The sequence below is a fragment of the Duganella sp. S19_KUP01_CR8 genome, from assembly GCF_036688705.1.
GTDB lineage: Bacteria > Pseudomonadota > Gammaproteobacteria > Burkholderiales > Burkholderiaceae_D > Rugamonas.
Window position 1 is genome coordinate 271,056 of record NZ_JAQQPR010000003.1, and the last position, 15,444, is coordinate 286,499.

A 15,444-nucleotide genomic window follows, 5' to 3' on the forward strand; every position below is an offset into this window, starting at 1 on the left:
AATTTTCGCTACTAATCAGTAGCTTTTGTTGTTTGGTGGTAGTAATATTAGCACGCCGGTAGAACCGCGGCCAGAATAACCCACAACAGCACATGAATCCAACACGCAAACGCATCGCCGTCATCGGCTCCGGCATCTCCGGCCTGGCCAGCGCCTATTTCCTCAGCCGCAAGCACGATGTCGTGCTGTTTGAGGCCGGCGACTATCTGGGCGGCCACACCAATACCGTCGAGGTGACGCTCGAAGGCCGCAGCCACGGCGTCGACACCGGCTTCCTGGTCTACAACGAGCACACCTATCCCAACCTGGTGGCCTTGTTCGACGAACTGGGCGTGGCCAGCAACGCCAGCGATATGTCGTTCGCCGTTTCCATGGACCACGGCAAGCTGGAATGGGCCGGCACCAGCCTCGACACCGTGTTCGCGCAACGCGCCAACCTGGGCTCGCCGTCGTTCCTGCGCATGCTGTGGGATATCCTGCATTTCAACCGCCATGCCCGGCGCCTGCTGCAAGAGTCGACCCAAGGCGGCCTGAGCCTGGGGCAGCTGCTGAAACAGCAGGGTTACGGCGCCAGTTTCCGCGACGCCTACCTGCTGCCGATGGCCGCCGCCATCTGGTCCAGTTCGCCGAACGATATCCTGAACTTCCCCGCCGCGACCTTTCTGCGCTTTTGCCTCAACCACGCGCTGCTGCAAATCAACGACCGCCCGCAATGGCGCACGGTGGCGGACGGCGCCCGCCATTACGTCGCGAAGATCGCCGCCACCCTGCCGGACTGCCGGCTGCGCACGCCGGTCAAGGCGGTGCGGCGCGGCGCCGCCGGCGAGCTGATCGTCCGCAGCGCCGCCGGCGCAGAGAACTTCGACGCGGTGGTGTGCGCCACCCATGCGCCGACCACGCTGTCCCTGCTGCCGGACGCCAGCGAGACCGAACGCGCCATCCTCGGCGCCGTGCGCTACCAGCCCAACACCGCCTATCTGCACACCGACACCGGCCTGATGCCGCGCCGGCGCAAGGTGTGGGCGGCCTGGAATTACCTGGCCGGCTCGCAGTCGTCAGGCCAGCGCCCGGTCTGCGTCAGCTACTGGCTCAACCAGCTGCAGGCGCTGCCGTTCAAGACACCGCTGATGGTCACGCTCAATCCGCATGCCTTGCCGGCCGCCGACACCATCCTGGCCCAATTCGATTACGCCCACCCGATCATGGACCAGGCCACGATCAGGGCGCAACAGCAACTGGCGCAGATCCAGGGCAACGGCGGCATCTGGTACGCCGGCGCCTGGACCGGCTACGGCTTCCACGAGGACGGCCTGAAATCGGCGTTGCGTATCGCCGCCGCATTCGACGTCGCGCCGGACTGGGCCACGCTGCCATGAAGCAGCCCGCCCACCAGCTGGTGCACGGCCAGGTGATGCACGCGCGCCTGCGGCCGGTGCGCCACCGCTTCGTCTACCCGGTGCTGTATGTGCGTCTCAACCTGGCCCGCCTGGACGCCTGCAATTCCGGCTGGTTCGGGGTCGACCGCTGGCGGCCGCTGTCGATCCGCCGCCGCGACTACGGCCCGCACGACGGCTCCAGCCTGGAACTGTGGATGCGCGCGCTGCTGCGCGAGCATGACATCGCCGCCGACGGCGAGATCTGGCTGCAGACCTTTCCGCGCATGGCCGGCTACGCCTTCAATCCCGTCAGCTTCTGGCATTGCCACGCCGCCGACGGCCGGCTGTGCGCCGTGCTGGCCGAGGTCAACAACACCTTCGGCGAAAGCCACCGCTATCTGCTGCGCATCGCCGCCGACGGCACGTGCGCGGCCGCCAAGCAGCTGCACGTGTCGCCGTTTTGCGCGGTGCAGGGACACTATCGTTTCCGCTTCCGGCTGAGCGGCGCCAGCCACTGCACCGGACTGGACTATCACGACGACCACGGCCTGCTGCTGAAGACCGCGCTCAGCGGCCGCCCGATGCCGATGACCGACCGCGCACTGGCCGGCGCCCTGCTGCGCTATCCGTTGCTGGGGATAGGCATCGTCGCCCGCATCCACTGGCAGGCGCTCAGGCTGTGGCTGAAGCGCGTACCGTTTTTCCGCAAGCCGCCCGCCCCCGCCGACCACACCACCGTGCACCAGGAGACCGCCCGATGAACCGCACCTTGTCGACCCAACTGCCGTCGGCGCCAGTCGGCGCCCGATGGTTTCTCACGCTGCTCAACAATATTCGCCAGGGCCACCTGGAACTGGTCACGCCGTGCAACACCCGCATGGTGTTCGGCGACGCCCACGCGCCGGCCGGCGCCACCCTGACCGTGCACGACTGGCGCGCCTGCCAGCGCATCCTGCGCGCCGGCGACATCGGTTTTGCCGAGGCCTATGCCGCCGGCTGGGTCGATACGCCCGACCTGACCGCGCTGCTGCGCCTGGCGCTGCGCAACGAAGCGTCGCTGGACCGCATGCTGTTCGGCGGTGCGCTGGCGCGCTGCTGGTACCGGCTGCGCCACTGGCTGCGGCCCAACACCCGCAGCGGCAGCGCGCGCAACATCCACGCCCACTACGACATCGGCAACGATTTCTACCGGCTGTGGCTCGATCCCAGCTGGACCTATTCCAGCGCCCTGTTCGACGGCGACCACAGCCTGTCGCTGCAGGCCGCGCAGCAGCGCAAATACCAGCGCATCATCGACACGCTGCAGTTGCGCCCCGGCCAGCGCGTGCTGGAGATCGGCTGCGGCTGGGGCGGATTCGCGGAACACGCGGCGCAGCAAGGCATCCACGTGCATGGCGTGACGATCTCGCCGTCGCAGCTGGAGGTCGCGCAGCGCCGCGTGCAGGCGCTGAAGCTGCAGGACCGGGTGCAACTGGCCTTGTGCGACTACCGCGACCTCGACGGCGAATACGACGCCGTGGTGTCGATCGAAATGTTCGAGGCGGTTGGAGAGCAATACTGGAACCAGTATTTCAAGACGGTGGCGGCGCGCCTGAAGCCCGGCGGCCAGGCGCTGATCCAGTCGATCACCATCGGCGAGCAATTCTTCCCGCGCTATCGCAGCAGCACCGATTTCATCCAGCAGTACATTTTCCCCGGCGGCATGCTGCCCAGCATAGAGCGCTTCGAGCGGCACGCCGCGCGCGCCGGCCTGCGGCCCTTGCAGCGCCACGCCTTCGGCCGCGACTACGCCGAAACGCTGCGCCGCTGGAACGCCCAGTGCAACGCCGCCCACGCGCAAATCGCCGGCCAGGGCTACGACCAGCATTTCATGCGGATCTGGCATATGTACTTCGCCTATTGCGAAGCCGCCTTTGACGAGGGAAGAACCGATGTCGTCCAGTTCCTGCTGCAAAAATCCTGAGCCGGCACGCTGGCTACGCGCCTGGCGCTGGCTGGCGATCGGCGGCCTGCTGCTCGCCAGCGCGTGCCACGCCGCCAGTTGGCAAGACGAGCTGCCGCAAGCCGAGCGGCTGGGTGACGGCGAGCTGAGCTGGCTGGGCTTCCGCATCTATCACGCCACGCTGTGGGCGCAGCAGCGGCCGTTCCAGCCGCAGGCGGCGTTTGCGCTGCAACTGCGCTACTACCGCAGCATCAGCCGCCAGCGCCTGGTGCAGACCAGCCTGGATGAAATGCGGCGCCTGCGCGGCGCCGGCCTGGACGCGGCCACCTTGCAGCAATGGGAACGCGCGCTGGAGCGCGCCTTCACCGACGTCGCGTCCGGTGACGAATTGATCGGCGTCTACCTGCCCGGCCACGGCATGCGCCTCTACAACCAGCAACGGCTGCTGGCCGACATCGACGACGTCGGTCTGGCCCTTGCCTTCTTCGGCATCTGGCTGGACCGCGAGACGCGCGACCAGGACTTGCGCCGCAAACTGATGGGAGCGCCGCAGTGACCACCGCGACCAAGCCGTCGGACAGCCAGCCGCGCTGGTGGCGGCTGCCCGCGTATGGCCTGCTCGGCCTGCCGCTGGCGATGGCCGCGCTGCCCGTGTACCTGCAGGTGGCGGCCTACTACAGCGTGCTGCGCGGCGTTGGGTTGGCCGAACTGGGATGGGTGCTGTTCGCGGCGCGCCTGCTCGACACGCTGCAGGATCCGCTGCAGGGCCATCTGATCGACGGCCTGCGCGGCGGCATCAAGCGCTGGCTGGCGTTGGGTGGCGCAGTACTGGCGCTGGCCTTCGCCGGCCTGTGGGCGCCGCCGGGCGCGGGCGTGTCGCCGACGCTGTGGCTGGGCGCCATGCTGGTGCTGGCCTACAGCGCCCACAGCATGCTCAACATCGCCTACCTGACCTGGGGCGCGCGCCTGTCCGGCGGCGCCGCGCAACACGGCGGCGCCCGGCTGCCGGCCGCGGCCTGGCGCGAGGGCGCGGGATTGGCGGGCATGATCATCGCCAGCGTGATCCCCGCCACCATCATGAGCGGCGCCGCCGACCGCATCCCGGCCCGCATGGGTCTCTACAGCCTGGCGTTCGCGGCGCTGCTGCTGGCCGCGCTGCTGGCGCTGCTGAAGCTGGCGCCGGCGTGGCCGGCCGCCCCCCAGCCGGCCGGCGACTGGCGCGCGACGCAGCGACGCATGGCGGCCAATCGCGGCTTCCGGCGCCTGCTCGCGCCGTATTTCCTGAATGCCTGCTCGGTCTCGCTGCCGGCGACGCTGGCGCTGTTTTTCATCGGCGACCAGTTGCGGGCCGCGCCGCTGGCGGGCGCCTTCCTGGGCTGCTACTTCATCGCCGCCGCCTGCGGCTTGCCGCTGTGGACCGCGCTGGCGCGCCGCATCGGCGTGCTGCCTTGCTGGCGACTGGGCATGGCGCTGTCGATCGCCAGCTTTGCCGGCGCCGGACTGCTGGGCGCCGGCGACGTGCTGCCCTACTTTGCGGTTTGCGTCGCCGCCGGCGCGGCGCTGGGCGCCGACCTGGCCATGCCGCCGGTGCTGCTGGCCGAGACGCTCGCGCCCGACGAGGCGGCCGGCGCCTACTACGGCGTGCTGACGCTGCTGGGCAAGCTGGCGCTGGCCCTGTCCGGCCTGGCGTTGCCGCTGCTGGCCGCGCTCGGCTACCGGCCCGGCATGGCCGGCGCCACCGGCGGCGCACTGGCGCTGGTGTATGCCGCCCTGCCCTGCTTACTGAAACTGCTGGCAATGGCGGCGCTGTGGCGCGCTGCGCCAACGTCGGTTCCCGCCTGCCGTTACCGGAGTACATCATGAAAACCCTGTTCACCGGCCTGTTGCTGGCCCTGCTTGCCGGCTGCGCCGGCCCCGACGTCCAGCAATACAAGGCGCTGCAGCCGGCGCTCGACCTGCCGGCCTACTTCAACGGCACCACCGACGCCTGGGGCATGTTCCAGCGGCGTAGCGGCGACGTGGTCAAGCGCTTCCATGTCGTCATCACCGGCACCAGCGTCGACGGCACGCTGACGCTGGACGAACAGTTCCGCTACGACGACGGCAGCAGCCAGCGCCGCGTCTGGCGCCTGACGCGCGCGGCCGACGGCGTCTGGCACGGCCGCGCCGACGACGTCGAAGGAGAGGCGCTGGGCGAACTGGCCGGCAACGCGCTGCACTGGCAGTACACGCTGCGGCTGCCGGTGGACGGCCGCAGCTACGACATGCGCTTCGACGACTGGATGTTCCTGATCGACGACTGCACCATGATCAACCGCGCCAGCATGGGCAAGTTCGGCGTCGAGCTGGGGCAAGTGACGCTGATGTTCCGGAGACGCGCATGCGCGCCCTGAACCGGCCGATCGCGGCTTGGGCCGGCCAGCGGGTCTGGCTGGTAGGCGCCTCCAGCGGCATCGGCGCCGCGCTGGCCGTCGAGCTGCTGCAGGCCGGCGCGCGGGTGGCGCTGTCGGCCCGCCGCGCCGACCTGCTGCAAGCGGTGGCCGCCGGCCATGCGCAGGCCATCGTGGCGCCGTTCGACATCCTCGACCACGATGCGTGGAGCGCGCGCTACCATGATATCTGCGCGCAGGCGGGCGGCGTCGACCTGATCGTGTTCTGCGCCGCCGCCTACCATCCGGAACGCAGCTGGGATGTCAGCGCCGCCGGCGCCGCCCACACGCTGGCGGTGAACCTGGGCAGCGTCTACACCGGCCTGGCCACCGTGCTGCCGGACATGCTGGCGCGCGGCAGCGGCGGCGTCGCCATCGTCGCCAGCGTGGCCGGCTACGTCGGCCTGCCCAACGCCAGCGTCTACGGCCCCAGCAAGGCGGCGCTGATCAACCTGGCGGAACTGCTGTACACCGACCTGCGGCCGCGCGGACTGAACGTCTACCTGATCAATCCGGGCTTCGTGCAAACCCCGCTGACCGCGCAGAACGCCTTCCCCATGCCGGCCTTGCAGACGCCGCAGGCGGCGGCCAAGGCGATCTGCCGTGGCCTGACCGCCGGCGAATTCGAAATCCACTTCCCCAAGCGTTTCACGCGGCTGGTGAAGTTGCTGCGCTGGCTGCCCTACCGCTGGCGTTTTGCCGTAATCACTCACTTCCTGGTGCCGCAATGACCGATCCCGAACCACTGCTGGCCTGGTACGCGTCGCTGACGCCCGACAGCGTGACCCAAGCCGGCAAATTTTATGCCGCCGACGCGCAGTTCCGCGACCCGTTCAACGACGTGCGGGGCATCGCCGCGATCGAAGCGATCTTCCGCCACATGTTCGTCCATACCGAGCAGCCGCGCTTCATCATCGGCGAACGCATGGCGCAGGGCGACCAGGCTTTCGTCACCTGGATGTTCGTGTTCAGCCTGCGCGGCGTGCCTTTCCAGATCGAAGGCAGCAGCCATCTGCGCTTCAACCAGGCCGGCCTGGTCGTCATGCACCGCGACTACTGGGACGCGGCCGAGGAACTGCTGCAAAAGCTGCCGCTGGTCGGCGCGCCGATACGCTGGCTGCGCGGCCGCTTCCGCGTCCCCATGCCCGCGTCATGAGCAAGACGCTCAAGCTGATCCTGGGCGACCAGCTCAACTGCCGCCACAGCTGGTTTGCGCAGCCGTCGCCGGACGTCGTGTTCGTGCTGATGGAAATACGCCAGGAAACCGACTACGTGCTGCATCACGCTCAGAAGATCATCGCCATCTTTGCCGGCATGCGCGATCTGGCGCGCCGGCTGCGCGCGGCCGGACACCGCGTGCACTATTTGTCCATCGACGCCCCGGACAACCGCCAGTCCTTGCCCGCCAACCTGGACTACCTGCTGGCGCACCATGCGGCGGACGCCTTTGCCTGGCAGGCGCCGGACGAATGGCGGCTGGACCGGCAGTTGGCGGACTACGCCGCCGGCCTGTCGATCCCCGCCAGCATGGACGACAGCGAACACTTCTACGCAGGACGCCACGAGGCCGCGCAGTTCTTCAACGCCCGCGCCGCCTGGGTGATGGAACCGTTCTACCGCCACATGCGCAAGCGGCACGACGTGCTGATGACCGGGAACGGCGCCCCGGCCGGCGGCCAGTGGAATTTCGACCACGACAACCGCGAGGCCTGGCCAGGCCTGCCGTGGGAGCCCGTCGATCCACGCGGCCGGCACGACCACAGCGCCCTGTGGCAGACCATCGAGGCCGCCGGCGTGCGCAGCTTCGGCGAGCCGCAGGCCGGCGACTTCGCCTGGCCGCTCAACCGGGAGGAAGCGCTGCAGCAGCTGGACAGCTTCGTGCGCGATGCCCTGCCACATTTCGGCCGCTACCAGGATGCGATGAGCCTGCGCGCCTGGCGGCTGTTCCACTCCTTGCTATCGTTCGCACTGAACACCAAGATGCTCGATCCGCGCACGGTGGTCGAACGGGTCGAGGCCGCATGGCGCGACGGCGCCGTGCCGCTGGAATCGGCCGAAGGCTATATCCGGCAAATCCTCGGCTGGCGCGAGTACGTGCGCGGCGTCTACTGGCACCGCATGCCCGGTTACGACCAGCTCAACGCCTTCGGCCATGCGACCGCGTTGCCGCACTGGTTCTGGAGCGGCGAGACCCGGATGCGCTGCCTGGCGACGGCGATCGGCCAGTCGCTGCAGCACGCGCACAGCCATCACATCAATCGCCTGATGGTCATCGGGAACTTTGCCTTGCTGGCGGGGCTGTCGCCGCAGGAGCTGCATCAGTGGTACCTGGGCATCTACATCGACGCCTTCGAATGGGTGGAGCTGCCCAACACGCTGGGCATGAGCCAGTATGCCGACGGCGGCCAACTGGCGACCAAGCCTTACGTCTCCAGCGCCGCCTACATCGACCGCATGAGCGACTACTGCAAAGGCTGCCATTACCAGAAAAAACTGCGCATCGGCGAGCGCGCCTGCCCCTACAACGCGCTGTACTGGGACTTTTTTGCCAGGAACGAACAACGGCTGGGCGGCAACCATCGCCTCGGCATGGTCTATCGCCAACTGCACCGCATGGATGCCGCCGACCGGCAAGCGCTGCAGGAACAGGCCGCCGCAACCCGCGCGCGCCTGGCTGATTTGTAACTTCCGGTAGCGTTTCCGCTCCCGATACGGCCTACCCCTACCCAAACAATATAGCTGAGTGCAAAAGTCTTATTGGAAAAGACAGGCCCAAATCGCCTAAGATTTCCCCTTGGCAGATTCATCAAAAAAAGGGCGCCGGCCGCAGCAAGGCCGGCAACCCGGAGACAACCCTTTATCGTGAGCACCGCATGAGTACTTTTTCAACCATAGACGTGATCGTCTTTCTTTTTTATTTCATCCTTGTGGCAGGCTACGGCATCTGGATTTACCGGCGCAAGCAGGCCGGCTCCGGCTCGGCCTCGCACGACTACTTCCTGGCCGAAGGCTCGCTGACCTGGTGGGCCATCGGCGCCTCGCTGATCGCCTCCAACATCTCGGCCGAACAGTTCATCGGCATGAGCGGCTCCGGTTTCCGCATCGGCATGGCGATCGCCGTGTATGAACTGATGGCCGCCGCCACGCTGGTCATCGTGGCCGTGTTCTTCATGCCGGTCTATTTGAAGAACCGCATCTACACCATGCCGCAGTTCCTGGAACAACGCTACGGCAAGGCGGTCGCGACCACGATGGCGCTGTTCTGGCTGGGCCTGTACGTGGTGGTCAACCTGACCTCGATCCTGTATCTGGGCGCGCTGGCCATCAGCAGCCTGTCCGGCATCGCCCTGCTGCCCTGCATGCTGTTCCTGGCGGTGTTCGCGGCGGTGATCACGCTGGGCGGCATGAAGGTGATCGGCTACACCGACGTGGTGCAGGTGACCTGCCTGGTGGTCGGCGGCCTGGTCACGACCTGGCTGGCGCTCGACATGGTGGCCGCGCTGGCGCACAAGCAAGGCGCGCTGTCCGGCCTGTCCGAACTGTACAACCATACCCGCGACCACTTCGACATGGTGCTCACGCGCGACAATCCGAACTACATGGACTTGCCGGGCCTGTCCGTGCTGCTGGGCGGCATGTGGATCGTCAACCTGAACTACTGGGGCTGCAACCAGTACATCACCCAGCGCGCCCTGGGCGCCGACCTGCCGACCGCCCGCAAGGGCCTGCTGTTCGCGGCCTTCCTGAAGCTGCTGATGCCGGTGATCGTGGTCCTGCCCGGCATCGCCGCGTATGCGCTCGACAAGTCCGGCGCGCTGGGCGACGCCATGAAGGTCGGCGGCGAAGTCAATCCCGACCGCGCCTACCCTATCCTGCTGGGCCTGCTGCCATCGGGACTGAAGGGCATCGCCTTCGCCGCGTTGACCGCCGCCGTGGTGGCCTCGCTGGCCGGCAAGGCCAACAGCATCGCCACCATCTTCACGCTCGACATCTACAAAAAGGCCTTCAACAAACAGGCCAGCGAGCAGCGCATGGTGTGGATCGGCCGCGTCAGCGTGGTGGTGGCGATGGTGCTGGCCGTGCTGATCGCGCCGATGCTGGGCATCGACAAGAAAGGCGGCTTCCAGTACATCCAGGAATACACCGGCTTCGTCTCGCCCGGCATCCTGGCCATGTTCCTACTGGGCTTCTTCTGGAAAAAAACCACGGCCGGCGCGGCCATGTTCGCCACCTTGGGCGGCCTGGTCGGTTCGATCGTGCTGAAGTTCCTGCCGACGATGATGGACCTGTCGTTCCTGGTGCCGATCGGCTTTGCCAAGGTCACCGCCAGCGGCCTGGCCGAGATCCCCTTCCTCGACCGCATGTTCATCGTGTTCTGGGTGGTGGTGGCCGGCATGGTCGTGATCAGCAAAATGGCCGGCGTCAAGCGCGACAGCTTATCGAAGCACATGCATATCGATACCTCGCTGTTCCGCGTTGACGGCGCTTTCGCGCTGGGTTCGGCTGTGATCGCCGTCGCGCTGACGACGATCTACAGCCTGTGGTGGTAACGATTTAACGGGAGCGCTTGCCGTTCACATCATAAACGGCGGCCTCCAGATGAACCACGGTGCTGACGGCCTGGTCGTCGGCAGCACTGGTCGCCAGGGAGAGCTTGTAATCGCCCTTGGCGACCTTCCACGTCTTCGATGCCGAGTCATAGACCGCAAGCAAACGCGGATCGACCGTGACGGAAGATTGGACACCCGCCCCCGGCTGCACCTCGACCTTCTGGAAGCCAGCCAGGCGCTTGGGCGCTTCCCAGCGCGCCGTCAGCGGCGACACGTAGACCTGGGCCACCTGCTTGCCAGCCACCTTGCCCACATTCTTCACCGTGAACGATGCCCGCAGCACGCCGCCCTTGACGCTGGCGGCCAGGTCCGAGAAAGCAAACTCGGTGTAGGACAAGCCGTGGCCGAATGGGAACAAAGGCTTGAGCCCCTTCAGGTCGAACCACTTGTAGCCGACCGCCGCGCCTTCGCTGTAGTCGACATCGAAGCGCCGGTCCGCCACTTCGGGGAAACCGTCCAGCGCCGGGCGCGGCAATTGCGATTCCGATGCCGGGAAGGTGGCCGGCAAATGGCCTGAAGGATTGACCTCGCCGAACAGCACGCCGGCAATCGCCTCGCCGCCGCTGGTGCCCGGATACCACGCCTCCAGCACGGCCGATACCTTGGGCAGCCACGGCATGGTCACCGGCCCGCCGGTTTCCAGCACCACCACGGTGTTGGCGTTGGCCGCCGCCACCGTTGCGATCAGCTCGTCCTGCTTGTCGGGCAGCGACAGGTTGGGCATGTCGAAGCCCTCGCCCGTCCATTGGGTCGCGAACACCAGCACCACGTCGCTGTCTCGCGCCAGCTTGGCCGCTGCGGCGCGGTCGCTGCCGTCGTTGTACGCCACCGTGGCCGACGGCAGCCGGGCCTGGATGGCCTTCAGCGGCGACGACGGATAGACCATGACCGGGCCTGGCCAGGTCTTGGGCGTCAGCTCGGCCGCCGCATTGCCACCGGCCGGATACACCAGCGACGAACCGCCACCGGCCAGCACGCCGCGATCGGCATAGCCGCCGATCACCGCGATCCGTTTGGCGGCGCGCTTCAACGGCAAGGCGCCGTTGCTGTTCTTCAGCAGTACCATGCCCTCCTGCGCATCCTTGCGCGACACCGCCGCGTGCGCAGTGAAGTCGATCGTCTCAGGCGCCGGCGCCACCGGGTGGTCCACCACGCCGTGTGCAAACATCGCATACAGGATGCGGCGGACCATGTCGTCCAGGCGCGCCTGCGGCACCCAGCCGTTCAGCACGGCCTCCTTCAGCGGCGGGCCGAAATAATCGGCCAGGTCGAACGGCATGCCGGATTGCTGGTCCAGCCCGGCATTGGCGGCCGGCACCGTGCTGTGCGTCGCGCCCCAGTCCGACATCACCCAGCCCTTGAAGCCCCAGTCCTTCTTCAGCACCTCGTTCAGCAGATAGCTGCTCTCGCAGCCATAGGCGCCGTTGATGCGGTTGTAGGAGCACATGACAGCGCCGGGATTGCCCTCTTCGTAAGCAATCTGCAGCGCCAGCAGGTCCGACATGCGCGCCGAACGGTCGTCGATCCTGACGTTGAGCGTGGTGCGGCCGGTTTCCTGGTCATTCAGGGCAAAGTGCTTGAGCGTGGACACCACGCGGTTCGACTGGATGCCCTTGATCTGCGCGCCGACGATCTTGCCGGACAACAGGGGATCCTCGCCCGCATACTCGAAGTTGCGGCCGTTGCGCGGCTCGCGCATCAGGTTGACGCCGCCGGCCAGCAGCACGTTGAAGCCGTAGGCGCGCGCTTCGGCGCCTATCATGGCGCCGCCCGCATAGGCGGTCTGCAGGTCCCAGGTGGCCGCCGTGTTCAAGCCGGACGGCAGCGCCGTGCCCGGCCGCACGTCAGGGCCGGCCTGGCTGGCCACGCCCAGGCCGGCGTCGGTCTCCCACAGGTTGGGGATGCCCAGGCGCGGCACGCCGTAGATGAAGCCGGCCGATTGCTTGTGCGACGGCGCCGGCCGCGTGGTCTTTTTCGACTCCATGTCGGCGCCGAAGTAGCCGTAGACCAGCTTGAGCTTCTCGTCGAACGTCATCGCCGCCACCGCCAGGCGGGCCCGCTCCTCCGCGCCCAGCTGCGCATTCATCCACGGCGTGGCCAGCGGCACGGCGGTCTCGCCGGCAACGCCGGTTTGCGCGCCGACGCTACCGCAGCAAAGCGCCACGGCGGCCGATATCAGGCTGATTTTTCTCTGAAATTTCATGTGTCTCCATCACTTTCTGAATTGTTTGCGGGCGATTGTGCCCCCGGCGCGCAAGCCGGGCAATTACGAAAATGACGAAAAGCCGGAACGATATTCCGCAACAACGACAAATCCGGCCGCCTCCCGGAGGAAAGCGGCCGGATAGTCAGCAACGCTTATTTGAAGCTGTAGTCCAGGCTGACATACACGTAGCGGCCGCGCGGATCACCCCAGTTATCGTTGTAGCCCAGCGAAGAGCCAGGATCGAAGGCCGGATCGCGGTTGAACACATTGTTGGCGCCGACGCGGACCACCGCGTTCTTGATGCCGGAATAGGACAGCGATGCGTCCAGCGTGGCGATGGAAGGAATCCGCCGTCCCTTGGCATAGAAGTCATACCATTGGTTCTGCACGGCCGACGGTGAGCGGTCGACCTTGGTGCCGGCCACGTACTTGACGATGCCGGTGCCGCTCCACGGTCCCAAATCCCAGTTCACGCCGACGTTGGCCAGCACGCGCGGATTGCCGTACTCGCCGGTGTCGCACGACGTGTTGTTCGGGCAGTTGATGTAGACGTTGTCGGCCAACAGCACCGTGTCGTAGCGCAGCGTGTAGTTGGCTTCGCTAAACACCTTGATGCGGCCCAGCTTCTCGGTGCGGAAGGTGTAGGACGCGTCCAGGTCGATGCCTGAGGTGTGCGACTGGAAGCGGTTGACCCAGCCAGTCTTGATGTTGGACAGCTGGCCGCGCAAAGGCCCCAGCCGCGCCCGGTCGGCCGCCGACAACGCCGCATAGGCCGCGATATCGTCGGCGGTGACTTCGTCGCGCGTCACGTGCGACTTGTAGGCGCCGTCTTCGTTATCGAGCACCGTCGTGGTATCGAGGATGTCGATCTTGTTTTTCCACTTGATGTCGTAATAGGTCAGGCCGATGTTCAGGTCCTTGAACGGTTCGATGACGAAGCCGATGTTGTACTGGTTCGATTTCTCCGGCTGCAGATCCTTGGTGCCGACGTTGGACGCCTTGACCTGACGGGTGCAGTAGGTATCGAAATACACATCACCCTCGACGCAGCGGTGCGGGTCCTTGGTCTGATAGAAGGCGTCGCGACCCTGGCTGAAGCGCTGCGGCAGCGACGGCGCCACCATGCCGGTGCTGTAGTTCGCGCGCAGCATGATCTCCTTGCTCGGCTTCCACTTCAGGCCGAACTTGGGATTGGTGGTGGCGCCGGCCAGCTCATATTTGTCGTAGCGCACGGCGGCCTGCGCCTCCAGTGTCTTCAGCAGCGGCAGGCTCAGCTCCGCATACACGGCCGACAATTTTTCCGAACCAGAAATCGGCGGCAACACCGCGTACTGGCCCAGCAAGCCTTGCTGCCAATCCTGCGACGGCGTGTACGACAGCGAATTCTTGCGAAGCTCGGAACCCACCGAGACGCCGATCTTCCCGCCCGGCAGTTCGCCGAATTCGGTCGCGGCCTGCACCTTGATGGAATCGGATTTGCTGCGGGTCTTCACATACATCTCGCCCGACAACTCCCTGATCAGGGCGTCCGAATTTTTGTTGATGCCGAAGGGATTGAAACGCCCATCGTCGACCGCCTTGTTCAATTCCTCCAGCTTGTAGGCGCCCAGGGTATCGGTGCGGCCCCGCTCCTCGCCGTGCGACAAGGTCGCCGACCAGTCCCAGCCTCCCAGCTCGCCCTTGAGACCGGTCAGCAGCCAGAGGTTGTCGACGTTGGTCTTGATGCCGCCCTCGTAGACCGGGAAATCGCGCCGCACCGTCACCGGTTTGCCGTAGGTGTTGAAGGGATTCGAGGCCGGGATCACCAGGTTGTTGCGCGCGCGGTTCTGCAGCCACGACGACTGGCCGACGATGCGCTTGTCGAAGTTGGTGAAGAAGGCGTTGGCGAACAGCGTCAGGTCCGGTGCAATGTCCCAGTTCAGCGCGGCGGTCGCGCCAGCGCGGCGCGACGGCTTGACCAGGTCGGTGAATTCCGCCGTCGCGGCCAGGCAGCCGTTGCGGGTCGGCGAAGGGAACCATTCGGCGCCGCTCGGATAAGGCAGCTTGGAGCCCGCCGCGCATTCCGGATCGGCGAAGCGATTGCCGCCGATCGACAGCGTGCCGGGCTCGGTGCCGTGGGCGCCGTAGACGTTGGCGTACTGCAGGCCGCCGCTGGCGCCGAAGTCGATGTGGTTGGCCCAGTCGCGGTCGGTGCCCTTGATGCGCTTGGTGTCCTCGTACATCGCGGCGTAGGTCAGGTTGAATTTCTGCGTGGCGCGGTCGCCGTAGCCGCCGGCCACCGACAGCTTGCGCACATCGCCGCCGCCCAGCGTGGTGGTGCCGTAGCTGGTGCTCAGGTCCACGCCCTGGTAGTTCTGGCGCATGATGAAGTTGATCACGCCGCCCACCGCGTCGGTGCCGTAGATCGCCGAGGCGCCGTCCTTGAGCACCTCGATGCGCTCGATCGCCGCCAGCGGCAGCATGTTCAAGTCCACCGAGGTGAAGCCGTTGGAGTCGTCCGAGCCGGACACCGGCAGGCGGTTGCCGTTCAACAGGATCAGGGTCGGCATGCCGCGCAGGCTGGCCGTGGTAGCGCCGTTGCGGAAATCGTTGCCGCCGCCGAAATCGCGGCCATTGCCGCCGACCGAAGGCAGGTTGCGCAGCACGTCGAGCACCGAGGTCGCGCCGGAGCGTTTGATGTCTTCCTTGGTGATCAGGGTCATCGGCGAGACGCCCTCTTGCGCGATGCGCTTGATGTTACTGCCTGTGATTTCCACCCGCTCCATCTTGGCGTCCGCCTTGGGCGCCTCCTCCAGCTGCGCGTACGCCACGCCGTGGGCCGACAACAAGGCCAGCGCCAACTTCACCCAGCGCACACATATTTTTTCCTGAAACATATTAC

12 protein-coding genes are annotated in these 15,444 nt (G+C 66.6%); 10 read left to right on the forward strand and 2 right to left on the reverse strand.

The features are described from left to right. Positions 1-92: 92 nt before the first annotated feature. From V6M89_RS04870 to V6M89_RS04915, 10 genes are all read left to right on the forward strand, one after another. On the forward strand, positions 93-1,376 hold the full coding sequence (locus tag V6M89_RS04870) for an NAD(P)/FAD-dependent oxidoreductase (RefSeq protein WP_332852124.1): 1,284 nt from the start codon (positions 93-95) through the stop codon (positions 1,374-1,376). Next, on the forward strand, positions 1,373-2,137 hold the full coding sequence (locus tag V6M89_RS04875; protein WP_332852125.1) for a DUF1365 domain-containing protein: 765 nt from the start codon (positions 1,373-1,375) through the stop codon (positions 2,135-2,137). The genes V6M89_RS04870 and V6M89_RS04875 overlap by 4 nt, the downstream gene beginning before the upstream one ends. Next, positions 2,134-3,339 carry a cyclopropane-fatty-acyl-phospholipid synthase family protein gene (locus tag V6M89_RS04880; protein ID WP_332852126.1) on the forward strand — a complete coding sequence of 402 codons (1,206 nt, stop codon included), beginning with the start codon at positions 2,134-2,136 and terminating at the stop codon, positions 3,337-3,339. The genes V6M89_RS04875 and V6M89_RS04880 overlap by 4 nt, the downstream gene beginning before the upstream one ends. Next, positions 3,308-3,874: a chalcone isomerase family protein gene (locus tag V6M89_RS04885; protein WP_332852127.1), complete on the forward strand. Its 567-nt coding sequence runs from the start codon at positions 3,308-3,310 to the stop codon at positions 3,872-3,874. Before V6M89_RS04880 ends, V6M89_RS04885 begins: the two co-directional genes overlap by 32 nt. After that, complete coding sequence (locus tag V6M89_RS04890) at positions 3,871-5,181, forward strand: MFS transporter (RefSeq protein ID WP_332852128.1); 1,311 nt, start codon at positions 3,871-3,873, stop codon at positions 5,179-5,181. Before V6M89_RS04885 ends, V6M89_RS04890 begins: the two co-directional genes overlap by 4 nt. Next, a complete protein-coding gene (locus tag V6M89_RS04895) occupies positions 5,178-5,711 on the forward strand; it encodes a DUF3833 domain-containing protein (RefSeq protein WP_332852129.1) in 534 nt (177 codons plus the stop codon). The genes V6M89_RS04890 and V6M89_RS04895 overlap by 4 nt, the downstream gene beginning before the upstream one ends. Beyond that, positions 5,699-6,478, forward strand: coding sequence for an SDR family NAD(P)-dependent oxidoreductase (locus tag V6M89_RS04900; protein WP_332852130.1), 780 nt, complete (start codon positions 5,699-5,701; stop codon positions 6,476-6,478). The genes V6M89_RS04895 and V6M89_RS04900 overlap by 13 nt, the downstream gene beginning before the upstream one ends. Next, positions 6,475-6,903, forward strand: a complete 429-nt coding sequence (locus tag V6M89_RS04905) for a nuclear transport factor 2 family protein (RefSeq protein WP_332852131.1) — start codon at positions 6,475-6,477, stop codon at positions 6,901-6,903. The genes V6M89_RS04900 and V6M89_RS04905 overlap by 4 nt, the downstream gene beginning before the upstream one ends. Continuing rightward, positions 6,900-8,432, forward strand: a complete 1,533-nt coding sequence (locus V6M89_RS04910; protein ID WP_332852132.1) for a cryptochrome/photolyase family protein — start codon at positions 6,900-6,902, stop codon at positions 8,430-8,432. The genes V6M89_RS04905 and V6M89_RS04910 overlap by 4 nt, the downstream gene beginning before the upstream one ends. A gap of 188 nt (positions 8,433-8,620) precedes the next feature. After that, positions 8,621-10,297, forward strand: a complete 1,677-nt coding sequence (locus V6M89_RS04915) for a sodium:solute symporter family transporter (protein ID WP_332852133.1) — start codon at positions 8,621-8,623, stop codon at positions 10,295-10,297. A 4-nt stretch (positions 10,298-10,301) separates the two neighbouring features. Here V6M89_RS04915 and V6M89_RS04920 read toward each other — a convergent pair whose 3' ends face one another. Both V6M89_RS04920 and V6M89_RS04925 read right to left on the reverse strand, forming a co-directional pair. Further along, positions 10,302-12,560, reverse strand: coding sequence for a glycoside hydrolase family 3 C-terminal domain-containing protein (locus V6M89_RS04920; protein ID WP_332852134.1), 2,259 nt, complete (start codon positions 12,558-12,560; stop codon positions 10,302-10,304). A gap of 155 nt (positions 12,561-12,715) precedes the next feature. Next, the gene (locus V6M89_RS04925; protein WP_332852135.1) at positions 12,716-15,439 is read right to left on the reverse strand and encodes a TonB-dependent receptor; all 2,724 of its coding nucleotides are present in this window, start codon (positions 15,437-15,439) and stop codon (positions 12,716-12,718) included. Between the last annotated feature and the right edge of the window lie 5 nt (positions 15,440-15,444).

Bases quoted from the DNA above. Each gene is read 5' to 3' on its own strand.
- V6M89_RS04870 (WP_332852124.1), top strand. From the start codon at position 93: ATGAATCCAACACGCAAACGCATCGCCGTCATCGGCTCCGGCATCTCC.
- V6M89_RS04875 (WP_332852125.1), top strand. From the start codon at position 1,373: ATGAAGCAGCCCGCCCACCAGCTGGTGCACGGCCAGGTGATGCACGCG.
- V6M89_RS04880 (WP_332852126.1), top strand. From the start codon at position 2,134: ATGAACCGCACCTTGTCGACCCAACTGCCGTCGGCGCCAGTCGGCGCC.
- V6M89_RS04885 (WP_332852127.1), top strand. From the start codon at position 3,308: ATGTCGTCCAGTTCCTGCTGCAAAAATCCTGAGCCGGCACGCTGGCTA.
- V6M89_RS04895 (WP_332852129.1), top strand. From the start codon at position 5,178: ATGAAAACCCTGTTCACCGGCCTGTTGCTGGCCCTGCTTGCCGGCTGC.
- V6M89_RS04900 (WP_332852130.1), top strand. From the start codon at position 5,699: ATGCGCGCCCTGAACCGGCCGATCGCGGCTTGGGCCGGCCAGCGGGTC.
- V6M89_RS04905 (WP_332852131.1), top strand. From the start codon at position 6,475: ATGACCGATCCCGAACCACTGCTGGCCTGGTACGCGTCGCTGACGCCC.
- V6M89_RS04910 (WP_332852132.1), top strand. From the start codon at position 6,900: ATGAGCAAGACGCTCAAGCTGATCCTGGGCGACCAGCTCAACTGCCGC.
- V6M89_RS04915 (WP_332852133.1), top strand. From the start codon at position 8,621: ATGAGTACTTTTTCAACCATAGACGTGATCGTCTTTCTTTTTTATTTC.
- V6M89_RS04920 (WP_332852134.1), bottom strand. From the start codon at position 12,560: ATGAAATTTCAGAGAAAAATCAGCCTGATATCGGCCGCCGTGGCGCTT.
- V6M89_RS04925 (WP_332852135.1), bottom strand. From the start codon at position 15,439: ATGTTTCAGGAAAAAATATGTGTGCGCTGGGTGAAGTTGGCGCTGGCC.